Source organism: Rhodoferax sp. GW822-FHT02D07 (genome assembly GCF_058802405.1).
Map to the genome: position 1 here is coordinate 838,917 of NZ_JBXAOD010000001.1, position 25,968 is coordinate 864,884.

The 25,968-nt window shown below is 61.7% G+C and carries 22 protein-coding genes, 1 tRNA gene and 1 riboswitch; of the genes, 8 read left to right on the plus strand and 15 right to left on the minus strand.

Translation table 11 applies throughout. The features are described 5' to 3' along the window. From pilV to AC1RNN_RS03980, 5 genes are all read right to left on the minus strand, one after another. Complete coding sequence (gene pilV, locus AC1RNN_RS03960; RefSeq protein ID WP_493085802.1) at window positions 1-576, minus strand: type IV pilus modification protein PilV; 576 nt, start codon at window positions 574-576, stop codon at window positions 1-3. 3 nt (window positions 577-579) lie between these two features. Then, window positions 580-1,149 (minus strand): GspH/FimT family pseudopilin, encoded by a 570-nt coding sequence (locus AC1RNN_RS03965; protein WP_493085800.1) that lies wholly within the window; start codon window positions 1,147-1,149, stop codon window positions 580-582. A 73-nt stretch (window positions 1,150-1,222) separates the two neighbouring features. Further along, a complete protein-coding gene (gene nrdR / locus AC1RNN_RS03970) occupies window positions 1,223-1,672 on the minus strand; it encodes a transcriptional regulator NrdR (protein ID WP_310345709.1) in 450 nt (149 codons plus the stop codon). Between the two features lie 16 nt (window positions 1,673-1,688). Further along, window positions 1,689-2,933: a serine hydroxymethyltransferase gene (gene glyA, locus AC1RNN_RS03975; protein ID WP_493085798.1), complete on the minus strand. Its 1,245-nt coding sequence runs from the start codon at window positions 2,931-2,933 to the stop codon at window positions 1,689-1,691. A gap of 41 nt (window positions 2,934-2,974) precedes the next feature. Continuing rightward, window positions 2,975-3,102: riboswitch (ZMP/ZTP riboswitch) on the minus strand. Between the two features lie 18 nt (window positions 3,103-3,120). After that, window positions 3,121-3,945, minus strand: coding sequence for a lytic transglycosylase domain-containing protein (locus AC1RNN_RS03980; RefSeq protein WP_493085796.1), 825 nt, complete (start codon window positions 3,943-3,945; stop codon window positions 3,121-3,123). A gap of 909 nt (window positions 3,946-4,854) precedes the next feature. Here AC1RNN_RS03980 and AC1RNN_RS03985 point away from each other — a divergent pair. Continuing rightward, a complete protein-coding gene (locus tag AC1RNN_RS03985; protein ID WP_493085795.1) occupies window positions 4,855-7,518 on the plus strand; it encodes a DUF349 domain-containing protein in 2,664 nt (887 codons plus the stop codon). A gap of 76 nt (window positions 7,519-7,594) precedes the next feature. Continuing rightward, complete coding sequence (locus tag AC1RNN_RS03990; RefSeq protein ID WP_493085793.1) at window positions 7,595-9,217, plus strand: HD domain-containing phosphohydrolase; 1,623 nt, start codon at window positions 7,595-7,597, stop codon at window positions 9,215-9,217. Here AC1RNN_RS03990 and AC1RNN_RS03995 read toward each other — a convergent pair. From AC1RNN_RS03995 to AC1RNN_RS04015, 5 genes are read right to left on the minus strand one after another with little or no spacing between them, the layout of a single operon-like run. After that, window positions 9,192-10,007, minus strand: a complete 816-nt coding sequence (locus tag AC1RNN_RS03995; RefSeq protein ID WP_493085792.1) for a UDP-2,3-diacylglucosamine diphosphatase — start codon at window positions 10,005-10,007, stop codon at window positions 9,192-9,194. The genes AC1RNN_RS03990 and AC1RNN_RS03995 overlap by 26 nt on opposite strands. Then, window positions 10,007-10,513, minus strand: a complete 507-nt coding sequence (locus tag AC1RNN_RS04000; protein WP_493085790.1) for a peptidylprolyl isomerase — start codon at window positions 10,511-10,513, stop codon at window positions 10,007-10,009. The genes AC1RNN_RS03995 and AC1RNN_RS04000 overlap by 1 nt, the downstream gene beginning before the upstream one ends. 4 nt (window positions 10,514-10,517) lie before the next feature. Further along, window positions 10,518-11,198, minus strand: a complete 681-nt coding sequence (locus tag AC1RNN_RS04005) for a peptidylprolyl isomerase (RefSeq protein ID WP_493085788.1) — start codon at window positions 11,196-11,198, stop codon at window positions 10,518-10,520. Next, the gene (locus AC1RNN_RS04010) at window positions 11,198-12,478 is read right to left on the minus strand and encodes a L,D-transpeptidase family protein (protein ID WP_493085787.1); all 1,281 of its coding nucleotides are present in this window, start codon (window positions 12,476-12,478) and stop codon (window positions 11,198-11,200) included. The genes AC1RNN_RS04005 and AC1RNN_RS04010 overlap by 1 nt, the downstream gene beginning before the upstream one ends. A 28-nt stretch (window positions 12,479-12,506) precedes the next feature. Next, window positions 12,507-13,631 (minus strand): L,D-transpeptidase Cds6 family protein, encoded by a 1,125-nt coding sequence (locus tag AC1RNN_RS04015; protein WP_493085786.1) that lies wholly within the window; start codon window positions 13,629-13,631, stop codon window positions 12,507-12,509. Between the two features lie 184 nt (window positions 13,632-13,815). Between AC1RNN_RS04015 and cysS the strand changes: the two genes are divergently transcribed. The 6 genes from cysS to AC1RNN_RS04045 all read left to right on the plus strand — a co-directional run bounded on the left by cysS (window position 13,816) and on the right by AC1RNN_RS04045 (window position 18,971). Further along, complete coding sequence (gene cysS, locus AC1RNN_RS04020; RefSeq protein WP_493085785.1) at window positions 13,816-15,192, plus strand: cysteine--tRNA ligase; 1,377 nt, start codon at window positions 13,816-13,818, stop codon at window positions 15,190-15,192. Beyond that, window positions 15,192-15,854, plus strand: coding sequence for a DNA-3-methyladenine glycosylase family protein (locus AC1RNN_RS04025; RefSeq protein ID WP_493085783.1), 663 nt, complete (start codon window positions 15,192-15,194; stop codon window positions 15,852-15,854). The genes cysS and AC1RNN_RS04025 overlap by 1 nt, the downstream gene beginning before the upstream one ends. A gap of 13 nt (window positions 15,855-15,867) precedes the next feature. Continuing rightward, window positions 15,868-16,845, plus strand: coding sequence for an acetyl-CoA carboxylase carboxyltransferase subunit alpha (locus AC1RNN_RS04030; RefSeq protein WP_493085782.1), 978 nt, complete (start codon window positions 15,868-15,870; stop codon window positions 16,843-16,845). Window positions 16,846-16,874: 29 nt separating this feature from the next. Beyond that, entirely contained in the window at window positions 16,875-17,837 is a 963-nt protein-coding gene (gene tilS / locus AC1RNN_RS04035; RefSeq protein ID WP_493085780.1) for a tRNA lysidine(34) synthetase TilS, read from the plus strand. A 75-nt stretch (window positions 17,838-17,912) separates the two neighbouring features. Further along, a tRNA-Ser gene (locus AC1RNN_RS04040) sits at window positions 17,913-18,005 on the plus strand. A gap of 156 nt (window positions 18,006-18,161) precedes the next feature. After that, window positions 18,162-18,971 carry a mechanosensitive ion channel family protein gene (locus AC1RNN_RS04045; protein ID WP_493087053.1) on the plus strand — a complete coding sequence of 270 codons (810 nt, stop codon included), beginning with the start codon at window positions 18,162-18,164 and terminating at the stop codon, window positions 18,969-18,971. 44 nt (window positions 18,972-19,015) lie between these two features. On the opposite strand, the gene AC1RNN_RS04050 is transcribed toward AC1RNN_RS04045, so the two are convergent. From AC1RNN_RS04050 to AC1RNN_RS04070, 5 genes are all read right to left on the minus strand, one after another. Next, window positions 19,016-19,660: a DUF4124 domain-containing protein gene (locus tag AC1RNN_RS04050; protein WP_493085778.1), complete on the minus strand. Its 645-nt coding sequence runs from the start codon at window positions 19,658-19,660 to the stop codon at window positions 19,016-19,018. Window positions 19,661-19,698: 38 nt separating this feature from the next. After that, window positions 19,699-21,741 carry a M3 family metallopeptidase gene (locus AC1RNN_RS04055; RefSeq protein ID WP_493085776.1) on the minus strand — a complete coding sequence of 681 codons (2,043 nt, stop codon included), beginning with the start codon at window positions 21,739-21,741 and terminating at the stop codon, window positions 19,699-19,701. Window positions 21,742-21,792: 51 nt separating this feature from the next. Beyond that, window positions 21,793-22,665 (minus strand): bifunctional methylenetetrahydrofolate dehydrogenase/methenyltetrahydrofolate cyclohydrolase FolD, encoded by an 873-nt coding sequence (gene folD, locus AC1RNN_RS04060; protein ID WP_493085775.1) that lies wholly within the window; start codon window positions 22,663-22,665, stop codon window positions 21,793-21,795. 71 nt (window positions 22,666-22,736) lie between these two features. Continuing rightward, a complete protein-coding gene (locus AC1RNN_RS04065) occupies window positions 22,737-23,363 on the minus strand; it encodes a response regulator transcription factor (RefSeq protein WP_094478892.1) in 627 nt (208 codons plus the stop codon). A 4-nt stretch (window positions 23,364-23,367) separates the two neighbouring features. After that, on the minus strand, window positions 23,368-25,914 hold the full coding sequence (locus AC1RNN_RS04070) for a PAS domain-containing sensor histidine kinase (RefSeq protein WP_493085773.1): 2,547 nt from the start codon (window positions 25,912-25,914) through the stop codon (window positions 23,368-23,370). Window positions 25,915-25,968: the final 54 nt, after the last annotated feature.

Sequence of the window (25,968 nt, forward strand, 5' to 3'; positions counted from 1 at the left end):
TCACAGTTTGACAAAGTAATTTCGGCAACGAACCCCGGCAGGAGCAGACGCCGCAGTAGGGCAGCAGTTCCTCCAGTCAATGCCAGAGGTACCGCTTGCACAAGTCGTTGAGCTTTGTGCGACGCCCGTTGTGGGATTCACAAAATCCTTGTCAAAATACATAACCGTCACTGTGTATCCGGCGGCACTACTTCCGGTAATCTGTGCGGCCCCTCTGGGCAGAAGCTGTTGCGTTTTTGTGACGAAGTTCGAAATATCATCAGCTGCAATCTGCGATAAACTACAAAATGAACTCCCGGTATGGCAATTATTTAATGTAAAAGTAGCGCCAGAACCGGTGTTGTAGTTTGACGTGTAGTTGTAATTCCCCGCTTTCGCCGCTGACGGATTCGCCCGAATTTTCTCTGTAATGTCATTGACAATTTCGGCGACTCTATGGGAGGACCAGGCGGACTTCTGGTAGGACAAAGCACTTAACTGTAGTCCTGCTATTCCAAGCAGACCTAGTGACATAACTAAAATGGAGATCAATGCTTCAATCAGCGTTGCTCCAGTTTGATAAGAGATGCGTTTCATGGCTTAGAAGTTATTGCATATGTTGGCTGTATACGGTGCAACCCGAGTTCGACCAGATAAGCTGATGCAAAGGGAGCGACCATATTGGGTTTCGTAGCTTGCGTCCGTACTATTCACTTCATAGATATTGAATCCGTGAGCGATTGTGGATAATCCTGAAGAGCGGAATGAGATAGCGCCCGCAGCTGACTGTCTTGTAATACGTGTAGTGTTTCCGGTCGAATCGATAGCTGCAACTGTCTTTAAAAGAATATCTGAACCGCCAAAGTTATTGTTGCCATCTACATCTACAAATACTTGGATGTCATATTGGCTCCACATTTGGGAGTTTTGACATCCAGTGCCCGAGCTGCTTTTGGGGCAAATGACTACAGGTTGATTTCTAACAATGGCTTCGCTGCGCGCATAATTAATAAGTCCAATCATCGTGTTAACGTTGGAACTAAGTCGGTTTGATGCGACAAAGGTTTTAAGGCTTGGAATGCCAATTGCCATTAATACACCAGCAATTACCAGCGTAATCAATAGTTCAATAAGAGTAAATCCACGATTGATGAGGCCGGTTGATTGCATGCCTTCAGTGTAGGCCCATGCCCTCTGAATGGTTGTACCGTTTGCGCGCGGCGTCTGGCCACTTGTCGGGAAGCTACCGACTCACCTCATCCACCAGTGTCTTGAACTCATCAATGTCCTCAAAGCTCCGGTACACGCTGGCAAAGCGCACGTAAGCGACCTTGTCGAGCTTTTTGAGTTCGCGCATGACGAGTTCGCCGATGCGGGTGGACTGGACTTCGCGCAGGCCCAGGTTGAGGAGTTTTTCTTCGATGCGCTCGATGGCGCTGTCGATTTGCTCGGTGCTCACGGGCCGTTTGCGCAGGGCCAGGTTCATGGAGGCGAGCAGTTTGGCGCGTTCAAACTCGATTCGGCGCCCGTCTTTCTTGACGATGGCCGGGAAGTTGACGTCCGGGCGCTCATAGGTGGTGAAGCGCTTTTCGCACGATCCGCATTGGCGGCGACGGCGGATGAAGTCCCCGTCCTCAGAAATCCGGGTCTCCACCACCTGGGTTTCCGAATGACTACAGAACGGGCACTTCATCGAGGACTGGCCTGACTTACTTGTAGACCGGGAAGCGCGAGGTCAGGGCGTGCACCTTGGCGCGCACGGCCGCAATGTTGGCTTCGTCGCGTGGGTTGTCCAGCACGTCGGCAATCAGGTTGGCCGTGGCACGGGCTTCCTCATCCTTGAAGCCGCGGGTGGTCATGGCAGGTGTACCGACGCGGATGCCGCTGGTGACCATGGGCTTTTCCGGGTCATTCGGAATGGCATTTTTGTTGATGGTCATGTGGGCAGCGCCCAGCACAGCCTCAGCTTCCTTGCCTGTAATGCCCTTGGAACGCAGGTCCACCAGCATCACATGGCTGTCCGTGCCGCCGCTGACGATGCGCAGGCCGCGTGCGGTCAGCGTTTCAGCCACGATCTTGGCATTGCGGGCCACTTGCTGCTGGTACGTCTTGAACTCGGGGCTCAGTGCTTCCTTGAAAGCCACGGCCTTGGCTGCGATGACGTGCATCAGCGGGCCGCCTTGCAGGCCGGGGAAGATGGCGCTGTTGATGGCCTTCTCGTGCTCGGCCTTCATCAGGATGATGCCGCCGCGGGGGCCACGCAGGCTCTTGTGGGTGGTGGAGGTCACCACGTCGGCGTGGGGCACGGGGTTGGGGTACACGCCTGCGGCGATTAGTCCGGCGTAGTGGGCCATGTCCACCATGAAGATGGCGCCGATTTCCTTGGCGATCTTGGCGAAGCGCTCGAAGTCAATGGCGAGCGAGTAAGCGGAGGCGCCAGCAATGATCAGCTTGGGCTTGGTTTCGCGCGCCTTGCGTTCCATGGCTTCGTAATCAATGGCTTCGTTGGCGTCCAGGCCGTAGCTCACCACGTTGAACCACTTGCCCGACATGTTCAGCGGCATACCGTGGGTCAAGTGGCCGCCTTCGGCCAGGCTCATGCCCATGATGGTGTCGCCGGGCTTCAGGAACGCCAGGAAGACGGCTTCGTTGGCAGATGCGCCGCAGTGGGGCTGCACGTTGGCGGCTTCGGCGCCGAAGATTTGCTTGATGCGGTCGATGGCCAGTTGCTCGGCCACGTCCACATGCTCGCAACCACCATAGTAGCGGCGACCGGGGTAGCCTTCGGCGTACTTGTTGGTCAGCTGGCTGCCCTGGGCGGCCATGACGGCCGGGGAGGCATAGTTTTCGCTGGCGATCAGCTCGATGTGGTGTTCCTGGCGGGCGTTCTCGGCCTGGATGGCGGCCCACAGTTCGGGGTCAGCTTGTTCTACGAGGATGTTGCGGTCGTACATGGCAGTCCTAAAAGACAAATGGCCTGTGGGTCAAAAAGACACAGGGCTGCCCAGGCGAACGGCTGATCGCAGAACCTTAAGGCACTGCGGCACGCTTCCCAGTGGTATCCCACGTCAGTGCCGGCGGCCTCAGAAGGCCGGGCACCTATCGCCAGTCGCGTGCAGTGCGGAGTTTAACCGAGCGGGCTCAGGAGTTGGCCAGTCGGGCCACGTTTTCCACACCCACGGCCTGGGGGGCTTCCGGTGCGGGCAGCTTGACGGGCACTGCCGTAGCGGGTGCCGACGGCATGGGCATGGGGCGGCCCGATGCGACAGCCTGCAGGCGGCCGTGTTCGGCCAGGACCTTGGCGACGTAGCCGCCGTCCTCTTCCATATTGGCTGCGCCCACGTAGTACTTGAGTCCGCCTTCGATGGAACCGGCACGGCTGATGCATTCCTGCAGCACCTTGACGCCCACGCGCAGGTTGGAAACTGGGTCAAACGCGGCCAGCTTGCCGCCAAAGCCCTCGTACTTGTCACTGTGCACCTTGGTCATGACCTGCATCAGGCCCTGAGCACCCACATGGCTTTGGGCAAAGGGGTTGAAGCCCGATTCCACGGCCATGACGGCCAGGATCAGGGTCGGATCCAGCTTGGTACGCTGGCCGATGTTGTAGGCCTCGGCCACCAAAGCACTCAGAGGCTCGGGGGCCACGCTGTACTTCTTGCTCAGCCAGAACGCCACGGCAGCCTGCTGCTTGGGCAGGGACTGCGGGTTGGCGGCCGTGGCACGGTCTACGGCGTCGGGTTCGGACGCAATGTCGTTCGCCACGATGTGGCGGTTTTGAAGCCAGCCCATGAGCTGGATTTCGCCTGCCTGGCGGATTTCGGGGCGGGCGGTCAGGGTGATGATGGCAAACATGACGGCCAAGCCCAGCAGGGCGAAACCGTTGTGTGTGATGGCAAAGAAACCTTGGGCGATGTCGGTCGCAACGATGCGAAGGCCCTTGGTGAATTGTTGAGTCGCTGTCATAGCTCTTCCTTCTTAGGCGGGGGCATTCTTGTGTCCGTAGCCGTATGGGCCACATGACAACGTCCTGCTTCCTCGTTTGGGTTGGTACGCTATCAATATCCTGCGGCGTCGTCTCGACTTGTGCAGCGATTTGAATATGCCGGGGTCGGCAGCGGGCTGGGTTATCCCTGATGAATTTTGGGATGGCGGATTCTAGGGGGCTTTTATATAACAAGTCAACCATAAGGAATTTGATTGTTATTTCTGAATGTTTTTATTTTGTGTGATTTCGGGGGTGAAGCGCCTCCTTTGGGCAGTTTGAGGGCAACTCCCTAGTCGGCCAATCGAGTGCCGGCTTTTCATTGAAACTTTGATTTGAATCCGGGGGAGCTGCCATCTAGACTGCTTGTGCCTGAGCATTCAGGCGTCTTGCCGGCAGTAGCCAGTCCGTGCTTCAGGCATCTGTGATAAAGCGGCCCCGGCAACCCCAAGGAGGCAATCTATTGCTTCAAGTTCGCGACGGGACAACACGCTCCCCCGCGACAACCCCTGATGGCATGGACCTCTGGTCAGCCATCGAGCCCGACAGCGGCCAGCATGGTCTCTGCCGGGCTTTCTTTTGCACGGCGTTTTCCTTGGGAAATGTGTGTGACCCTCTATATATATAGATGCAGTCGTCTTGGCCTGTGGGTCTCCAGGAAGCCGAGTGCGTGTTCAGCGCGGACACGGACAGCGTCACGCTATTAAATTCGTAGCTGCTTGCGCATATTCCATGAGGGCTTGAGGCGTATTCTGAACGGACTAGGTGTTCGACCGATGGGCTGAGTGAGGCGCTGTTGTGCGCGCCACGGAAAAAACGGATGGAGCAGGGCATTTGCGGCGAAAATACCCGGCTGTATTTTTGTAGTTCAACCCTGATTGCGATCCACTGTGACCTCGTCCCATCCTGCCAAACATCTCGACTCTGCCCAACTCGACAGCCTGACCGGTGGTGCCTTTTCGGCTGCCACGGCGGGGGACCGGGCTGCCCGCATCCGGGAGTGGCTGCAGGGCAACCCTGGTGCAGACCTGCTGGCCGAGGTCTTCCGCGAACTCAGCGTCAAGGACAAGGGCGCCGCCAAGCTGGTGCGTGAGCGCCTGGACGAAGCCAAGCGTGCCAAGGGGCAGGAGCTGCTGGCCGCCGAATGGGCCGCCCGCGCCCAGACGCTGATCGACACCCCCAAACTCAATATGGCCGACGCCCTGGCCTGGCAGCGCGATGCGGCCAAGGCTGGCGCGCCCCTGAGCAAAGAGCCTCTGGCCAGCCTCAAGACCCAACTGGCCGAACGTGTGCGCGACATTGAAGACCTGCAACACCAGGTGCAGGTGCAGCGTGAGGCCGCCGTGTTGCTGGCCCAGCGCATCGAGGTGCTGTCCACCAAGCCCTGGAGCGATGCCCAGGCTGCGCTGGATGCCCTGCGTGTCGACGTGGAACACTGGCAAAGCCAGGCCTCCACGCTGGTGGCGCACGCAAGCTGGCCCAGCGTGGACCTGAAATTCCCGCCCCTGCTGGAGGCCTCCCGCGCCCAGTTGCTGGTGGTGTGGGACGCCTTCCAGGCGGCTCTGACCCAGACCTTGGCCGCGGTTGCCGATGCCAATGCCCCCTTGCCCCCCGTGCCCGTGTGGGCGGATGAGCTGCGCGCCGCGCGTGGCATTCCGGCTGAGGCGCCTGCCAAGCCGGCCAAGCCTAAGGTGGACCCCGAGGCTCGCGCCCAGGCGACGGCTGCCGTGCGCGCTGCGCTGACGACGCTGGAGCAGGAAGTGGCCGAAGGCCACGGCAAGGCCAGCACGGGCGCGGCCAATGCCCTGCGCAACGCGCTCAAGGAATTTGGCAAGCTCATCGACGGCAAGCTCGACAACCAGGCCCACGCTGCGCTGGCCGCTGCAGGTGAGCTGGAAGGCTGGCAGCGCTGGCGTGCCGACCAGATCCGCGAAGAGCTGGTAGGCAAAGCCGAGGGCCTGCTCAAGCGCCCCGAAGGCCAGGCCATTGGCGGACGCAAGATGCAGGAAACCCTGCGTGCCCTGCGCGACCAGTGGAAGCAGACCGACCAGGGCGGCACCCCGAACCACGCCCTGTGGAAGCGCTTTGATGAAGCTTGCAACGAAGCCTACAAGGTGGTCGAGGGCTGGCTGGAGAAGGTCAAAGCCGAATCCGCAGAGCACAAGGCCCAGCGTCTGGCTCTGATTGCCGAGGTCAAGGCCTGGGCCGAAGCCAACCGCACCGCGTTGGACGATGACTGGAAGGGCTTCAACCGCATCCTCCACCAGTTTGCCGACCGTTGGCGTGATGCAGGCCATGTGGGTGAAAAGACCTTTGCCGAACTGCAACCGCTGTGGAAGGCTGCGATCGGCGAGGCGGCCGCCCCGCTGGAGGCCGTCCAGGCCCAGGCGCTGGCGGCCCGCCACGCCATGATTGAAGAGGCCAAGGTACTGGGCGCTGCTGCCGTGTTGCGCATTGACGCCGTCAAGGCGCTGCAACAGCGCTGGCAAGCCCAGGCGCATGCCGTGCCGGTGGATCGCCGCCAGGAGCAGAAGCTGTGGGATGCCTTCCGCAAACCGATTGACGATGCTTTCAACCGCAAGACGGCCGAGCGCGAAAAGGCGGAAACCGCCATGGGTGCACGCGACCGCGCCGTGCTGGAGGCAGCCAAGGCGCTGGAGGCAGCCAATGCAGCAGGGGATGTGCAGGCTATTCGCAGCGCGGTGGCCGCTCTGGAGGCGGCCCTGCAGGGACAGGCCGCTGCCGCAGCACGAGAAGAAAAAGTGGCTGTAGCCCCCGTGGATAGTGCGCAAGCAGCTACGGAAACTATAGCGGCTGACGCAACTGCTGAAGAGTCGCCTCTATCCGATGCGCCCGCCGCAGAGGCCGAAGCGCCTGTTGTGCCCAAGGCACCTGCCAAACCGGTCGTGGCCGTGCGTGGCGATGACCGCCCGGGCATGAAGAAAGAGGCTCCAGTCGCACCCCAGGCGCGTCCCGGCAAGTGGGGTGACCGCAAGGAGGTGGGCGGTCGTCCAGGTCGTGATGGCGATCGTGGCTCCCGCCGGGATGACCGCGGTGACCGGGGTGTTGGCCGCCCGGACCGTGCCGCCATGGCGCCGCGTTTGGGCGATGCCGCCTTCCGCGCCCAGCGTGATGCGATGGACCATGCCCAGATGGCCCTGAAGAAGTTGGCCGCCCAGGCCCATGGCGAAGCCCTGACCCAGTTGTTGAGCGCTTGGGAAAAGCGCGACCCCAGCCTGGTGCCTGCCGCGCAAGATCTGGGCAGCCGGGCCGCAGCACAGAACCGCGCGACTTGGGTGAAGGCGATCGAAGCGGGTGCCAAGCCCCAGGCCAGCCAGGCGTTGTTGCGCCTGGAAATGGCGGCCGAAGTGCCCACGCCCGCAGAGCACCTGGATGCGCGCCGTGGCCTGCAACTGCAGTTGCTGACCCGCCGCAATGATCCCGCCCCGGCCGAGACCTGGGGTCAGGACGCCGCAGCAGTATTGGCCGGCGATTTCAATGCGGCCGATGCACGCCGCCTGCAGGCCGTGCTCAAGGTGCTGCTCAAGCGGTAACGGACTGCCGCGCGGGCGGCCAATGTGGAACAATGGCGCAGCCCGGGTACGGGTGTTTTGACCGGAAGGGGAGACCGTGGACTCTGTGGATGATCTGCTGCGCAGACTGGAGCAGCTCAACGAGATTGGCTCGGCCCTCTCCAAGGAACGCGACATCACGCGTTTGTTGGAGAGCATCCTCGTCGCGGCCAAGACCATTACCCAGGCTGACGGCGGCACTTTGTACCGGGTGACTGACGACCAGAAGTCCCTGCGCTTCGAGATCCTGCGCACCGACTCCCTGCACATCGCCATGGGTGGTACCTCGGGTAATCCCATCAATTTTCCCGAGCTGCCCCTCTATGACGCAGAGGGCGGGCGCAATGACTCGCTGGTGGCGGCCTACTCTGTGCTGCACAACCAGACGGTGAATATCGCAGACGCCTACACCGAGCCCAACTTCGACTTTTCCGGGACGCGCCAGTTTGACGAGCGCACTGGCTACCGTTCCCAGTCCTTCCTGGCGGTGCCCATGAAGGATCATGAGGGCGACATCATCGGGGTGCTGCAGCTCATCAATGCCCAGGACCCCAGGACCGGTAGGGTGCAGTCTTTCTCCGGCGCAGACCAGAGCCTGGCCGAATCGCTGGCCTCGCAGGCTGCCATTGCCATCACCAATCGCAACCTGATGAGCCAGCTCGAAGACCTGTTCGAGTCCTTCATCAGCCTGATTAACCTGGCCATTGACGAAAAGTCGCACTACACGGGTGGCCATTGCCAGCGCGTGCCTGCGCTGACCATGATGTTGGCTGAGGCGGTGAATGCCACGCAAACAGGTCCCCTGGCCGGTTTCCGCATGGATGACCGGGACCGTTATGAGCTCAAGATTGCCGGTCTGCTGCATGATTGCGGCAAGGTGACCACGCCTGTGCATGTGGTGGACAAGGCGAGCAAGCTGCAAACCCTGTTCGACCGCATTCAACTGGTGGACACGCGCTATGAGGTGCTCAAGCGCGATGTGGAAATCGCCGCTCTGCGTGAGCAACTGGCCTTGCGCGATCAGAAGGACGCGCAGGCGGAGGCGGACATTTCGGTGAAATCTCGCGCCAGCATCGACGCACTGGATGCAGACCGTGAATTCCTGCGCCATGCCAATCTGGGTGCGGAGTTCATGAAGGAAGAGGACGTGGATCGCGTGCGGCGCATTGGTACCGGCGCACGTTGGCGCAACACCGATGGCGTGGAGTCGGACTTCCTCAGCGCGGACGAGATCGAGAATCTCACCATCCGCGGCGGAACGCTCACGGCTGCCGAGCGCGACATCATCAATTACCACATCGTCGCCACCATCAAGATGCTGGAGCAACTGCCTTGGCCCAAGCACCTGCGCAATGTCCCGGAGTACGCCGGTGGCCACCACGAGCGCATGGACGGCAAGGGCTACCCCAAGGGGCTGACGCGGGAGCAGATGTCCGTGCAGGCCCGCGTCATGGGCATCGCCGATATCTTTGAGGCGCTCACCGCGCGGGATCGTCCCTACAAGCAGGGCATGAAGCTGTCACAGGCGATGGGCATCATGCACAAGTTCCGCGTGGGCGGGCACATTGATCCGGACCTGTTCGATGTGTTTGTGAGCGAGAAGGTCTACTTGCGCTATGCCGAGGAGTTTCTGGACCCTTGGCAGATCGACGAAGTCAACCCGCAGGCTTGGGCGCACTGATTTCCGGCGCGTCCAGCGGCAGGCGACGCAATGCCGGACCGCTGCTTGGGGCGCAGCTAAGGCGCAGCACCTCGCCACGTGGCGGCTTGGCGGCCAAATCCCAGTCGGTCAATACGGTTCGGCCATGCGTGGCGTCGAGTTGGTGGACACCGGGCTTGTGTGTGTGACCGTGGATGAGGTGGTTCGCGCCGTGCCGGTTCAGCCAGTCCAGCGCGGCTGAGGTATCCAAGTCTGCGTACTCCAGCTCTTCGCGTTTGCGGGCTTCACTGCGAGCCCGCAGTCCGCGCGCAATCTCCAACCGTTGGGTCAGCGGCTGGGCCAAAAAATCGGTTTGCCATGCGGCGCTGCGCACCCGCTGGCGGAATGCCTGGTAATCCACATCATCCACGCACAGTGCGTCTCCATGCGAGAGCAGCCAGCGTCCGCTGGCGGTGTGGAGCAGGGTAGGGTCTGGGAGGGGGGTGCTGGCGCAGTGTTTCATCAGGGCCGGGCCCATCAGGAAGTCTCGGTTGCCATGCTGGATGTAGACGGGGAGGCGCTGGGCGGTGGAGCGCAGAATGTCTGCGCAGCGGTATTCAAAGGACTGGGTGTCTTGCAGCACATCGTCGCCTACCCAGACTTCAAACAGATCGCCCAAGATGAAAACTGCATCTGCCGCAGTGCGGCCCATGTAGTCCTGCCAGGCCTCGAATGTGGTGTTTTCTGACGCCTGCAGGTGCAGGTCGGAAATGAAATCCACCACCTGCCAGCGGGATGGTGCAACGAGGTCCATCCCGGGCAGGGCGGGCATCAGAGTACGACAGCCTTTTCGATGACCACGTCTTCCTTGGGCACATCGTCGTGGAAGCCCTTGCGGCCTGTCTTCACAGCCTTGATCTTGTCCACCACCTCGGAGCCGGACACCACTTTGCCAAACACGGCATAGCCCCAGCCTTGCGTGGAGGGGGCGGTGTGGTTCAGGAAGCCGTTGTCAGCCACGTTGATGAAAAACTGGGCGGTAGCGGAGTGCGGGTCGCCGGTACGGGCCATGGCCACGGTGTAGATGGCGTTCTTCAGGCCGTTGTTGGCTTCGTTTTCGATGGGGGCATCGGTGGGCTTCTGGCTCATGCCGGGCTCCATGCCGCCGCCTTGCACCATGAAGCCGGGGATCACGCGGTGGAAGATGGTGCCGTTGTAGTGGCCCTTGTTCACATAGGCCAGGAAGTTGGCGGTGGACTTGGGAGCTTTGTCGGCGTCCAGCTCCAGCGTGATGACGCCGTAGCCGGTGATGTGGAGTTCAACTTGGGGATTGCTCATGGTTTTATTTCGCCACAGTGGCGGAGTTGATGATGATGGGAGTTTGCGGAACGTCACTGCGGAAAGGGCCGCCCGCGCCAGTGGGGGTGGACTTGATCTTCATCACCACGTCCAGCCCCTTGATGACCTTGCCGAAAACGGTGTAGCCAAACAATTGGGGGGAGTTCAGGAGCGCCGCACGTGGCGTGTCCTTGTAGACCTGGCCCTGGTACTCGAACCGGGGCACCGGGTCACCCGGTGGAATCAATACCGGGTCGAGGAAAGCATTGTCCTGCACGTTGATAAAGAACTGTGCAGTGGCAGATTGTGGGTCATTGGTGCGTGCCATGGCAAGCGTGCCCACGACGTTGCGCGGACCACCGGCAGCCAGGGCTTCACGGCCCTCGTGCACCACAGGTGCGCGTGTGGGCTTCTCCACGTACTTGCTGTCGTAGCCACCACCTTGCACCATGAAGTTAGGGATCACGCGGTGGAAGATCGTGCCGTTGTAGTGCTTGTCCTTGACATACTGGAGGAAGTTCTCCACCGTCTTGGGGGCCTTGTCGGGGTAGAGCTCAACCACGAAATCGCCCGCGCTGGTCTGGAATTTCACTTGTGGATTTTCTGCTGCGATAGCCAAACCGGCCGCAAGAAGCAGGCAGGCTGCCAAAGCGCCGCGCAGCGGCTTTGCCATCCATGGGCGCATCAGAGCACTCCCTCGTAAAAGATTTTCCATTGGTTGTCCTGGCGTATCCAGTACTGGCGCTTGGTCACCCCGGTGCGTACCCCGTCCGCTACTTCGCCAAAGGTGGCCACCATGGTGTCGACCGTGTCGGTCCAGCGCAGGTAAGACACGTCCTTAAGCTGGATGGTGCGGCCCTGGGTTTTCTGCATTTCGGAGCGCAGTGTGGGAGCCCATTGGGCCAGCGTCTTGCCATTGCTGTTGAAGTCGCTTGTGTAGAAGGACAGCACCTGGTTCACGTCGCCCGCCGTCTTGGCGTTGCGCCAGGCCAGCAAGGCGTCTTCGAAAGGCTTTCCTTCGCTGCGCGAGGTGTTGGCGTTGACCCAGCGCAGCTGTGGCGCAATCAGCACGGGCGTGGCACGCACCTCCACGGTACGGATGATGTGCTCGAGATCCGGGTTGGCCAGCACCACGCAGCCATCGGTGGCCAGCGGCGCCCGCGAAAACTGGTTGGGTGGCGTGCCATGCAGCCAGATGCCGCTGCCGGTCTTGCCGCGCTTGGCGTCCAGCACATTGGGGTAGTTGATGGGCAGGGCGCCTGAACCGTAGAAGTCCTTGAGCGTCTTGGGGTCCAGGTTGCTGGTGATGTAGTAGACGCCCAGCGGGGTGCGTTGGTCGCCCTCCACATCCTTGGAGGTACCGGCCTTGCCCACCGAGATGTAGTAGTCACCAATCAGGTTCAGGCCTTCGGCCGTATTGGCAAACAGATACAGGCGCGAGCGCGAGGCGTCCACCGCAATCGCGTGCCGGGTGCGCGGGGACAGCTGCAAAAACTGGGCAGGTACCATGCCGGCAGGCGGGCGCTCCTTCAGCGCGCGCACGCGGCGCATGGATTCCTCTCGCAACTCATTGAGTGCGGAGGGCGCGGCCTTGGCCATGGGTTCGGGCACGTCGCCGATCTTGCCCACGGGGCGGGTGCGGGCCGCGAGCAGGTCGCCATAGACCAATTGCGCGAGTTGGAAATGCGGCAGGTCCTGAGCCAGTTTCTCTGCCTTGTTCAGGGCTTCGCGGGTCTGCCCCTTGCCAATGAGGGCGTACACCTCGATCAGGCGCGCTTCTGCGACGCCCTCGGCGGCAGGTGGGGGGGCTTGTACGCTAGTCCGCTGAATGCCGCTTTTCTCCGCGCGTTTGTTGGCTTGTGCTGGCGCGGTAGCCGCCAAGCTCAGTGCCAGCGCACAGATGGGCAGGGTAATCAGGCGTTGCAGGGGACGGCGAGGGCGCAGTTGCGCGTGGGTTCTGTTCATGGGCACCGGTAGAGGCCGTGCGGGCGTATTAGTTCACCGCTTCGCGCACGATCAGCCAGCGCTCGCCCGACTTGGCCAGTTCCAGTGTCTTGCGGCTGGAAACAGCCACGGCATCTGCGCGGTAGTCCTGGCGGAACTTGACCACGGCCTTGTCACCGCTTGTGCTGACGTGGAGATTGTCCAGTTTCACGGTGATCTTGGATTTTTCGCCAATGCGCTGACGGCGTTCGGACTCCCAGGCGCTGCGGCTTGCGTTGCCCGGCGGATCAAAGTCCTTGCCATAGGCAGCCAGGTAGCCTTTGACGTCCTTGGCGGACCAGGCGCGAGCCCAGGCGCGCACTGCGGCCTCCGCGTCTTTGCTGGCGTTGCTTGTCGTATTGCTGGCGGCAACTGCGGGTTCTGGTTTTGCGGGAGGCGCGGCAGGCGTTGTGGTGGCTGCTGGTGTCGCAGGTGCGGTGGCGGTTGCCGTGGGTGTTGCCGGGGCCGCTGCGGCTTGCGCTGCGGGCTTGGTATTGGTCGGGGCGGCGGGCAGAGTCGGAGGCGACTTGACCGGAGGGGCCGTAACGGCGGCAGCTACCTGAGGCGGCGACGTGACAGCGGGCGTGCTGACCGGGCGCTGGCCCTTGGCCATTGCGGGGTTGAACAGCTCGCGGATCAGGGCTAGCTTGGGTGGGACTGCCGTGTTGGAGGCATCCAGTTGCAGGGCCTTGCCATAGGCTTGGCTGGCCAGCTTGGCGTACACATCTCCCAGGTTTTCATGGGCGGTGGTGTAGCTGGGGTTGGTGCGGATGGCCATTTCCAGCGCTGTGCGGGCCTTGTCGAACTGGCTTTGGCCGGCATACAGCACGGCCAGGTTGTTATAGGGCTCGGGCAGCTCGGGGTAGTCTTCGGTCAGGCGTGTGAAGGTGGCAATGGCTTCCGATGTCTTGCCAGAGTCGCGCTGGATGACGCCCTTGATGAAGCGCATTTGGGGGTCGCGGGGCTTGCTGCTCAGATATTCATCGGCCTTGGCAAGTGCCTCACTGTATTTGCCGTTGCGGGCGATCTGGGAAACATCGGAGTAGTCATCCGCATGGGCTGCGGTAAAGGCCAATGTGCCTGCGATAGCCGCCAAGCGCAGCGACATGCATACAAATGAGAGGGCTTGCTTCATAGTGCCTTTGAATCTAGCGCGTCGGAGGACCCCTCTTCAGGGGGCTTATACTGCGCTGCATTGTAGCTGAGGGGGTAGCCTGCTAACCCCTTGCAAAACCCTGATTGGATACCAAGCGAGCCCCGTAACCGAGTCTTCGGTTGCCATGGGCTCGCTGCTTTTGTGAGTTGGTTTCGAGATACCCATGAGTTTGCGCATTTACAACACGCTGTCGCGTGCCCTGCAGCCGTTTTCACCGATCGAGCCCGGCCATGTGCGCATGTATGTATGCGGCATGACGATTTACGACCTGTGCCACATCGGCCACGCCCGCATGATGATGGCCTTCGACGTGGTGCAGCGCTGGCTCAAGGCCAGTGGCCTGCGCGTCACCTATGTACGCAACATCACTGATATCGACGACAAGATCATCAAGCGCGCCCTGGAGCGTGGCATCACCATCCGCCAACTGACGGACGAAATGATTGCGGCCATGCACCAGGACATCGGTCTTCTGGGCATCGAGCCCCCGTCTGTAGAGCCCCGGGCGACAGAGTACGTGCCCCAGATGCTGTCACTGATTGGCCAGCTGGAAGGCAAGGGCTTGGCCTACCGCGCCAGCAACGGCGACGTGAACTACTCGGTGCGCAAGTTTGAGGGCTACGGCAAGCTCTCCGGCAAGTCGCTGGACGAACTGCGTGCCGGCGAGCGCGTAGCGGTACTGGATGGCAAGGAAGATCCTCTGGACTTTGTGCTGTGGAAGTCCGCCAAACCTGAAGAGCCATCCGATGCCAAGTGGGATAGCAGCTTCGGCACAGGGCGCCCGGGCTGGCATATCGAATGCTCGGCCATGAGTTGCGCCACGCTGGGGGAGACCTTTGACATCCATGGCGGCGGCGCTGACCTGCAGTTCCCTCACCATGAGAACGAAATCGCGCAAAGCGAAGGTGCCAATGGCAAGCCGCTGGCCGCGTTCTGGGTGCACAACGGTTTTGTGCGCGTGGACAACGAGAAGATGAGCAAGTCGCTCGGCAACTTCTTCACCATCCGCGACGTTCTCAAACAGTACGACGCTGAAACTGTCCGCTTCTTCATCGTTCGCGCCCACTACCGAAGCGCCCTGAACTACAGCGATGCGCATCTGGACGATGCCCGCCAGTCGCTCAAGCGCCTGTATACCGCGCTGGACCAGGTCGTACCCGAGGCCGTGGACATTGATTGGGCCCAGCCCTATGCCCAGCGCTTCAAGGCGGCCATGGATGAAGACTTTGGCACGCCCGAGGCTGTAGCCGTATTGTTTGACTTGGCTTCCGAGGTCAATCGCAGCAAGTCTGCGCCTCTGGCGGGCTTACTCAAGGCCCTGGCCGGCTGCCTGGGCTTGTTGCAGGGCGACCCGAAGGCCTTTTTGCAATCGGGCGCAGGTTTGGACGAAGCGGCGATTCAAGCCCGTATCGCCGAGCGGGCTGCCGCCAAGGCTGCCAAGGACTTTGCACTGGCCGACAGCATCCGCAAGGACTTGCTTGCGCAGGGCGTGGTGCTCAAGGATTCGCCCACCGGCACCACCTGGGAAGCCGTGCAGTAATGGTCACCTCCAGCAAAAAGGCTGCTGAGCCAGCTCCGGTACTCGCTACGCCCCATTTCTGGGAGGAGGCCTGCAAGCACTTGGTCAAGAAGGACCGGGTGATGAAGCGCCTGATCCCCCAGTTTGGCGACGCCTGCCTGCAGACGCGTGGCGATGCCTTTGTGACGCTGGCGCGCAGCATCGTGGGGCAGCAGGTGTCCGTGAAGGCGGCCCAAACAGTCTGGGACCGCTTTGTGCTGTTGCCGCGCAAGTTGACGCCGGCCAATGTGCTCAAGCTGAAGGTGGACGACATGCGCGCTGCCGGGCTAAGTGCCCGCAAGGTGGAGTACCTGGTCGATCTGGCGCTGCACTTTGACAACGGCGCGTTGCACGTCAAGGACTGGGGCAGCATGGACGACGAGGCCATCATTGCCGAGCTGGTGGCTATCCGTGGCATTGGCCGCTGGACGGCCGAGATGTTCCTGATCTTCCATCTGATGCGGCCCAACGTGCTGCCGCTGGACGATGAGGGCCTCATCAACGGCATCAGCCACAATTATTTTTCCGGTGAAGTGGTCAGCCGCAGTGATGCGCGCGAGGTGGCTGCCGCCTGGGCGCCGTACTGCAGTGTGGCAACTTGGTATATTTGGCGGTCGCTCGACCCGCTACCGGTAGCGTACTAGAAGGAGAATCGCGTTGGCTAAGAAGACATTTCTCGATTTCGAACAGCCCATTGCCGAACTGGAAGGCAAGATCGAAGAACTGCGCTATGTGCAGACCGAGTCTGCGGTGGACATCTCTGCCGAAATCGACCAACTGAGCAAGAAGAGCCTGCAGCTCACCAAGGATATCTACAGTGATCTGACCCCCTGGCAGATCACCAAGATTGCGCGCCATGCCGAGCGCCCCTATACGCTGGACTACGTCAACGAAATCTTCACGCATTTCGTGGAACTGCATGGCGACCGCCACTTTGCCGACGATCTGAGCATCGTGGGCGGCCTGGCCCGCTTCAACGGCACGCCCTGCATGGTGATTGGCCAGCAAAAAGGCCGCGACACGAAGGAACGCGGTTTGCGCAACTTTGGCATGAGCAAGCCAGAGGGTTATCGCAAGGCCCTGCGCTTGATGAAACTGGCCGAGAAGTTCAAGCTGCCGGTATTCACCTTTGTGGATACGCCTGGCGCCTACCCCGGCATCGATGCCGAAGAGCGCGGCCAGTCCGAGGCCATAGGCCGCAACATCTTCGAGATGGCGCAGCTGGAGGTGCCCATCATCACCACCATCATCGGCGAAGGCGGCTCCGGTGGCGCATTGGCTATTTCCGTGGCCGACCAGGTCATCATGATGCAGTACGCGGTGTACTCCGTGATCAGCCCGGAAGGCTGCGCCTCCATCCTTTGGAAGACTTCCGACAAGGCGCAGGATGCCGCCGACGCGCTGGGCATCACCGCCCACCGCCTCAAGGCCTTGGGTCTGGTGGACAAGATTGTCAACGAACCCGTGGGCGGAGCCCACCGCGATGCCAAACAGGCTGCGGCCTTCCTCAAGCGCGCACTGGGCGATGCCTATCGCCAGATCAGCGACCTCAAGGTCAAGGAATTGCTGGACCGCCGCTACGAGCGCCTGCAAAGCTACGGCCGTTTCACTGACACCAAGGCCACTGGCAAGTAAGCCGGGGAGGCCGTTCCGGGCGGCCCGCCATGACACAGTCTTTTGACACGGCAATGCGGGCCTTTGCGCCCGCTTTGCCTTTAGGGGTGGCCCTCAGCGGTGGCGCAGACTCGTGCGCATTGCTCGTGGCCTGTGCCCGCCAATGGCCGGGGCAGGTGGTGGCTCTGCACGTAAACCATGGTCTGCAGGTGGCGGCGGCAGATTTTGAGGCGCATTGTGTAGCGCTGTGCGCAAGCATGGATGTGCCGCTGCGGGTGCTCAAGGTGCACGCCGGGCATGCGCAGGGGCAGAGTCCGGAGGATGCGGCCCGCGTCGCACGGTACAAGGCATTTTCGCAGCTATCCCTCATGGATAGTGCGCAAGCAGCTATTGAATCCATAGCAATTGCTCAGCACGCCGATGATCAGGTGGAGACCCTGTTGCTAGCCCTGAGCCGGGGTGCCGGCTTGCGGGGGCTCAGTGCCATGCCACAGCAATGGCAGCGTGACGGACTTTCGTTTTATCGGCCTCTGCTTCAGGTGGCAGGGCGCGATATCCGCGCTTGGCTCCTTCAGCAAGGCATCAGCTGGGTGGAGGATCCCAGCAATGCGGACACCCGCTTCACCCGCAACCGCATTCGCTGTGAACTGTTGCCAGTGCTGGACGAAGCCTTTCCGCAGTTTCGTGACACCTTTGCACGCAGCGCCGGGCATGCGGCCCAAGCGCAGTCCCTGCTGGAGGCCATGGCAGAAGAAGACCTGCAAGGTGTATGTCGCCCCGAGGATGGTCTGCCGCGCATCAAGTCTTTGCAGGCCCTGGGACACGCACGTCAGGCCAATCTGTTGCGCCACTGGCTGGACAAAGCCTATGGCGTTATTCCCAGCACGGCCCAATTGGCGGAGCTTCAATCGCAGATACTGGCCTGCGCCACACGCGGCCATCGTATCCACATCAAGGTGGCGCAGGGTTTTGTGGAGCGACGCGGAGTCGTGTTGGTCTGGTATCAGCCCTAGCGCCAGGCTTTTAGTCCGCGGCGAGGCGCAGTTTTCAAAAAACGGCTACGAGTCATGCGATAATGCTGGCTGACTGGAAACGTGACCGAGTGGCCGAAGGTGCTCCCCTGCTAAGGGAGTATGGGGTGTAGAGCCTCATCGAGGGTTCGAATCCCTCCGTTTCCGCCAAAACCCGAAAATCCCGATCATTGATCGGGATTTTTTTTGCCGGTACGTGACACAGTTCACAAGCCGATGGTGGTCGGCCTGTCTGCCATCGCTATCATGCCCCCACGCCGCCATATTGGTCTGCGGCTTTCTTATCCATCAGCGGAGGGCATGCACATGAACACCGAGGTCATCTGGACATTTCTTACCACGCAGGGTGCCGATTTCGGCCTGAAACTCCTGGGGGCCTTGGGCGCATGGATTGTGGGGCGCTGGCTGATTGCCCTGGCTCTGCGCTTGCTGGGGGCGGCCCTGCAGCGCGGTGGCAAGGTGGACCAGACGCTGGCCAACTACCTCAATTCCATTTTGTCGGTCATCCTGAATGTTGTCCTGATATTGGCCATCCTGGACATTTTTGGCGTGCAGACCACCTCGTTTGCTGCCATGCTCGCGGGTGCCGGTCTGGCCATCGGAACGGCCTGGGGCGGCCTGCTGACGCACTTTGCGGCGGGTGTCTTCATGCAGGTGCTGCGCCCTTACAAGGTTGGAGATTTTGTGACGGCGGGCGGGGTCACGGGTACCGTCAAGGAACTGGGCCTGTTCGGTACGACCCTGGTGACGCCGGACAACGTGGCCACCATTGTGGGCAACAACACGGTGTTTTCAGGCGCCATCCAGAACTTCAGCACGCTGGCACATCGTCGCGTGGACTGTGTGGCGAAGGTGGCGAATGGTGTGGATGTGCTTGATGCGATTGCGCGCCTGCGTGCGGCGGTGGCGGCGATTCCCAACGTGGCCAGCACGCCGGCTCCCGATATCGAAATTCTGCAGTTCACGCCCGAAGGCCCCTTGTTGTGCGTGCGCCCCTACACGCACACCGATCACTACTGGCAGGTCTACTTCGACACGCACAAGGCGGTGGTAAATACATTTGGCGCTGCAGGCTACCCTGTGCCTGAGACACCGATAGCCCACCGGTCTGTGTGAGTGGCAGGTACATGAAAAAACCGCCCAAGGGCGGTTTTTTCATGTCAGAAGGTGATGCCTGCCGGGTTGGAGGGCGAGGTTGCTGATGGGGATGTCGGTTCGGGTACAGTTTCCACGGGCTTAGCCGGGGGGGGGGCTGTGGACGCGGCAGGCTTTTGCACGGTGACCAGAGGCGTAGCGTTGGGGTAGCGGTAGCTTTTCGGCAGTGTGGATGTGGTGGGGTACCCGGCGGCGTCCAAGTATTGCGACCACTCCATGTCCGAGAAGCCTTTGAGGCGTTGGCTGCCAATTGTGGCGTAGGGCAGGTTGTTGTCGCCCGCCAGACGGTTAAGCGCTTCTTGGTCTTCAGGCGTAGTAATGGTGCGCTCAGTGAAAGGGACTCCGCGGCTTTTGAGCAAGCCACGGCCAGCATCGCAAGGGGCACAGCCCACAGCGGAATACAGGGTGACGGGATACTTGTTGACGACCTGGCGCAGCTCATAAGGCAGATCGCCGCTGGCCGCTCCACCTGTAGCTGGGCCAGCCGGCGTTGCAACCTTGCCCTTGTCGTTTGACGGTGGCGGTTTATCGGAGAAAGTGACCTTGCCGTCTGGTCCCACGATCTTATAGACCGGCTGTGCTTGGGCGACCTGGCCCAGCAATGCCAAGCTCAGCGCAGTGAGAAGGTGGATTCGGGTCGGCGAAGTCATTGGTGTGCGTCCTATCTGCAAGTCTGCAATGTACAGCCTCAGGCGGCCATGCCCTGGTGCCTGAGCAGCGCATCCAGAGAGGGTTCACGGCCGCGAAAGGCCTTGAACGATTCCATGGCCGGGCGGCTGCCGCCAGCTTCCAGGATCGCGGTGCGGTATTGTCTGCCGGTTTCGGGGTTGGGGGTGCCGCTGGCGTCGGCCGTTTCCTCGAATGCGGCATAGGCGTCGGCGCTGAGCACTTCGGCCCATTTATAGCTGTAATAGCCCGCTGCGTAGCCACCCGCAAAGATGTGGCTGAAGGTGTGGGCGGTGCGGCTCCAGACTGGGGGCTGAAGCACCGCCACTTCCTGTCGTACTTGATTCAGCAGGGGCATGAAGTCGTCGGTTGGGTTGTGCTCGGTGTGCAGCAGCATGTCGAACAGTGCAAACTCGATCTGGCGCAGGGTCTGCATGCCACTCTGGAAGTTCTTCGCGGCCAGCATCTTGTCAAACAGCGCGCGAGGCAGCGCCGCCCCGGTGTCCACATGGGCGGTCATGTGCTGCAGCACGCTCCATTCCCAGCAGAAGTTCTCCATGAACTGGCTGGGCAGCTCCACAGCGTCCCACTCCACGCCACTGATGCCCGAGACATCGCGCTCGTTGACCTGGGTGAGCATGTGGTGCAGGCCGTGGCCGAACTCATGGAACAGGGTGGTCACGTCATCGTGGGTCAGCAGTGCCGGTTTGCCATCCACGCCCTCTGCAAAGTTGCAGACCAGATGTGCCACCGGGGTTTGCAGCTGGCCGTTGTCGGGGCGCAGCCAGCGAGTGCGCACATCGTCCATCCAGGCGCCGCCGCGCTTGCCAGCGCGGGCTGTAGGGTCCAGGTAGAACTGGCCGACTAGCTGCAGGCCTTGCGCGTTGCGGCGTTCGATGCGATAGAACTTCACGCCTGTATTCCAGACCGGGGCGCTGTCTTCGCGGATTTCGACGTCGAACAGGGTTTCCACAATCTTGAACAGGCCAGCCAGCACCTTGGGCGCCGTGAAGTACTGTTTGACTTCCTGCTCGCTGAAGGCGTAGCGCGCCTCCTTGAGTTTCTCGGAAATGTAGGGCCAGTCCCAGGCCTGCGGGTCGTTCAGCCCCAAGTGGTCTTTGGCAAAGGCACGCAGGTCTGCAATGTCCTGCTCTGCAAAGGGCTTGGCCTTGTGCGCGAGGTCGCGCAGGAAATGAATGACGGTGGCGGGGGAGTCGGCCATCTTGGGTACCACTGATAAGGCACCAAAGTTGGGGTAGCCCAATAGCTGAGCTTCTTCCTGGCGCAAGGCCAGGATCTGTTGGATGACCTCGGTGTTGTCGAACTTCTGGAACTCCGCCTCGGCCTCTGTGGAAGCACGTGTCACATAGGCGCGGTAGAGCACGGCGCGCAGGGCGCTGCTGGTGGCGAACTGCATGACGGGCAGGTAGCAGGGCATCTTGAGCGTGAGCTTGTAGCCATCTTTGCCTTCTGCCTGGGCAGTGGTGCGTGCCGCCTGTACCACGTCGGCGGGTACGCCGGCGAGTTCGGCCTCTGTGGCGTAGTAGGCAAAGGCGTCGGTAGCGTCCAGCGTGTTTTCGCTGAACTTCTGGCCCAGCTCGGCCTGTTTCTCCTGGATGGCGGCAAAACGCTCACGCTCGGCACCCTGCAGTTCGGCACCGCCCAGCACGAAGTTGCGCACGGCGTTTTTGTGGGCCTGCAGTTGCTCGACATTGAGCGTGTCAGTGTCGATGGCCTTGTACTTGGCGTAAAGGCGTTCGTCAGCGCCCAGGCGGGTCCAGAACTCGGTGACTTTGGGCAGGGCTGCGTTGTAGGCGGCGCGCAGCTCGGGGGTGTCGGCCACGCTGTTGAGGTGGCTGACAGCGCCCCATGCCGTGCCCAGGCGTTCGGTGGCTACGTCCAGTTCCTTGGCAATGGCACTCCACTGCGCGGGGAAGTCCGCTTTTGTGACGGTCTCCAGGGCTCGCTCGGCCTGGGCCAGCAGTTGGTCCAGGGCAGGTTCCACATGGTCGGGCTGGATCTGGTCAAACAGTGGCAGGCCGGTGGCGTTCAGCAGAGGATTCATGGTGCGCAGGGAATGCAGTGGATCTGGAAGGCAGATGAGGGCAGGCCGGGCTTATGCAAGACCGCGCTGGGTGGCATCGCGCTCGGCGGCTTCCAGCGTGTTGACCAGCAGCATGGTGATGGTCATGGGGCCCACGCCACCGGGTACGGGGGTGATGTGGCTGGCGACCTGGCTCACGCCCGGAAAGTCCACGTCACCGCAGAGTTTGCCGGCGTCGTCCCGGTTCATGCCCACGTCGATGACCACGGCGCCAGGCTTGACCATGTCGGCGGTCAGCACATTGCGCTTGCCCACGGCGGCGACGATGACGTCAGCCTGCAGGGTCATGGCCTTGAGGTCCTTGGTGCCGCTGTGGCAGATGGTGACGGTGGCGTTCTGTTGCAGCAGCATCATGGCCATGGGTTTGCCCACGATGTTGGAGCGACCGATGACCACCGCATGCTTGCCCTTGAGGCTGTAGCCAATGCTTTCCAGCATCTTCATGCAGCCATAGGGTGTGCAGGGCCAGAAGCCTGGTTGGCCCACCATGAGGGCGCCGGCGCTTGCCACGTGGAAGCCATCGACGTCCTTGGCGGGAGAGATGGCTTCGATGACCTTGTGCGCGTCAATGTGGGCGGGCAGGGGCAGTTGCACCAGGATGCCGTGGATGCTGGGGTCATTGTTGAGTGCGTCCACGCGAGCCAGCAGCTCGGCCTCGGTCATGGTCGCTTCGTATTTTTCCAGCACGGAATGCAGGCCGGCATCGGTGCAGGCCTTGACCTTGTTGCGCACATAGACCTGGCTGGCCTGGTTGTCGCCCACCAGCACCACGGCCAGGCCGGGGGTGAGGCCACGGGCCTTGAGGGCGGTGGTGCGCTTGGCAACATCGCCACGGAGTTGGGCCGCCAGGGCGTTGCCATCGATGATCTGTGCGGAAGCGGTCATGGTTGTGTCTTCAAGTAAAAACGCCCGCAGCGGAGGCAGAGCGGGCGCAAGGTGCTATAAAAAGTGAAGCGTCAGGTTTTTGGTGCGTTCTGGCCCAAGGCAATCTTGAGCAGATCGGCCACGGTGTTGGCGCTGAGCTTTTCCATGATGTTGGCGCGGTGCGCCTCCACCGTCTTGATGCTGATGCCCAGGTCGTCGGCGATCTGCTTGTTCAGGCGACCGGCCACGATGCGTTCCAGCACCTGGCTTTCGCGCAGCGTGAGCTTGGAAAGCAGGGCGTCGCGGCTGACGGCGAGCTGGTAGTCGGCAAAAGTGTCCTTGGCGTGTTCCAGCATGCGCTCCACCAGGCTGACCAGCTGGTCTTCCTTGAAGGGCTTCTGGATGAAGTCCATGGCACCCTTCTTCATGCTGTCCACGGCCATGGGCACATCGCCATGGCCAGTGATGAAGACGATGGGCAGGGGGGACTTGGCTTCGATGAGGCGGCTTTGCAGCTCCAGGCCGGTCATGCCGCCCATGCGGATGTCGACGATCAGGCAGGCCACCTCGCGCGCATCGTAGCGGCTCAGAAAGGATTCGGCGGAATCAAAGCAGCGGACCCGGTACCCCTTGCCCTCCAGCAGCCATTGCAGGGAATCCCGCACTGCTTCATCGTCATCAACTACGTAAACCGTTCCTTTTTTGGGGATCAAGCTCATTCCGTTATCCGAGGTTGGGTTGGGGCGCCGGCGGCTCTGCATAGGTCAGAGCACCACTTTCGTTCAGGGGCACCCAGAAGGAGAAGCGGCACCCCGATACATCCGTTCCATTGTAGATGTTCTCCGCCGTCATTCTGCCCAGGTGCGACTCGACGATGGAGCGGCACAAACTCAGGCCGATGCCCATGCCGTCGGCCTTGGTGGAATAGAAGGCTTCGTAGAGGCGGGCCATGACTTCGGGGGCCAAGCCCTTGCCCGTGTCCTGCACCGAAAACTCGATCACCGGCTTGCCATCGATCTGACGCGGCAGCACCCGCAGTTCGACGATGCGATCGGCCGTCTGGCGCAATGCGGAGTCGATGGATTCGGCGGCGTTGCGCAGCAGGTTGACCAGCACCTGCTCGATCAGGATGGGGTCCACCATCACCAGCGGCAGGCGGGCGGCTACATAGTGGTTCAGGCGCACGTTGAAGCGGCGCAGCTCGATTTCGGCCAGCTCCACCGCCTCGGCCACCATGACGCTTACCTCGGACGGCGTGCGGTTGGGCTCGCTGCGCTTCACGAAGGAGCGGATGCGCTGAATGATCTGGCCGGCGCGCTGGGCCTGCTTGGCAGTCTTCTCCAGGGCCCCGAGCAGGTCTTCCTCGGAGATCTGCTTGCCCTTGATGCGCGAGACCATGCCGTTGCAGTAATTGTTGATGGCGGTTAACGGCTGGTTGAGTTCGTGCGCCACGCTGGAGGCCATTTCGCCCATGGTGATCAGCCGGCTGGAGGTCTGAGCCCGCTCGGCCTGGATGGCCGCCTGCTCTTCAGCCAGGCGGCGGGTGGTGATGTCGGTGGCAATCACCATCTGCGCCAGACGGCCGTCCACCCAGCTCAGGTAACGGGTGCGCACTTCCAGCCATTTGCCTAGCGCGCTGATGAAGATTTCGGCGCTTTCCGAATCGCTGTCGGGTAGGGCAGACGTGGGTAGTCCGGCAAAGGAGTCCACACTGTCGTCGGCCTCGTCGTTGGTGGGATTGCCGGGCACGCCAGCCTCGGCCACCAGCTGCAGGTGGCCACCCGCCTGCACACCAAACCATTGGCGATAGAGCTTGTTGGCAAACAGCAGTTCGTCGCTGCCCAGCGGGGCGACCGAAATGGACGCGTCCAGCGCTTCAAGCACCGTGGTGAAGCGTTGGTGCGAAGCGGAGAGCTGTTCGCGCACGCGGTTGGGCTCGGTGATGTCGGTCATGGAGGTGACCCAACCGGTCTGGGTGCCCATGGCATCAATCAGCGGAGAGACGTAGAGGCGAGCGTCAAACAGCGTGTTGTCACGCCGCTTGACCCGGACCTGGATGCCGCCTGGGGCGGTGTTGCTGTGCATTTCCTCTTCCAGGCGGGAGGCCATGTTGTCGCGGTCGTTGTCCGGCCAGTAGGGGAAGGGGGCGGTGCGGCCCACCAGGTCGGACTCGCTCCAGCCTGTCATCTGGCAGAACGCCGCGTTCACATAGGTAATGCGGCCCTGCAGGTCCATGGCGCGCATGCCGGTCAGCATGGAGTTCTCCATGGCACGGCGAAAGTTGGTTTCCGACATCAGGGCTTGTTGCGCCTGCAGTCGGCGGCGCGTGTGGCGCCAGTTGGCAATTAGCATCCACGCGGTCATCACGCTCAGCGCGCTGACCAGCCAGAACAGGCCGCTGCCGATCACGCCCAGCGAGGCCCGGTAGGCCTGGGCGCGGATGACCAGTCCGGCGCCCACGGGGGAGACGGGCATGGAGTATTCGTTGGCCGGGTTGTTCCAGGGGAGCACGCGGCTGACCAATTTGCGGTCTGGAATGCTGGTGCCGGCCAGCAGCTTGCCGTTGGCATCTTGCAGGGAGATGGCATAGCGGGCCGATACCTCGGAGGGCACACCATAGCGGTACAGACCGTCCACCGAGTACTCAGTCAGCAGCACGCCGGAAAAGCGCCCGCGCTCGCTCAGCGGCACAAACATCTGCAGCATGGGCAACTCATCCGCAGCGCGGGGGGGCTGGATATAGAGCGGCTGGTTGACCTCGCGGGTCAGGGCATAGCCAGCGTCCCGCGAGCCGTGAGCCAGAACGTCATTGCTGGAAACCGGGATGCTGGAAAAACTGCCTCCCAGCCCCAGGCTGGCGCGGGTTCGGCGCTTGTCATCTACCCATGCCATGCCCTGGACTTCGGGATATTGGTCCAGCATGGCGGCAGCGCGCTGGCGGAAATCCTCCAGGTCCAACTCGCGGTTGGAGATCTCGCGGGCCAGCCGCATGATTTGTTCCTGCCGCTCCAGCAGGCGCAGGCGCAGGCGCTGCTGGGTGTATTCCACATCCCGCTGGACGGCTTCCTGCTCTCGGTCCATTTCCTCCACGCGCAGATAGCCCAGGGCCGAAACAATGGCTGCAAAAAACAGCAGCACGGCCGCCAACGGGGCCAGCATGGCCACGCGGTCTTGGCGGTGCGGCGTCAGCCGATGCCACCAGCGGCGGGCGCCTCCCACCGTGGGCAGCGCCAGGGGTTTGGGCAGGGAAATCACTTTGGAAAAAGGCATGGCCCAAGTGTAGGTGAGCGGGTTCGGTAGAGAGGTCTTGTCAGTGGCCATCAT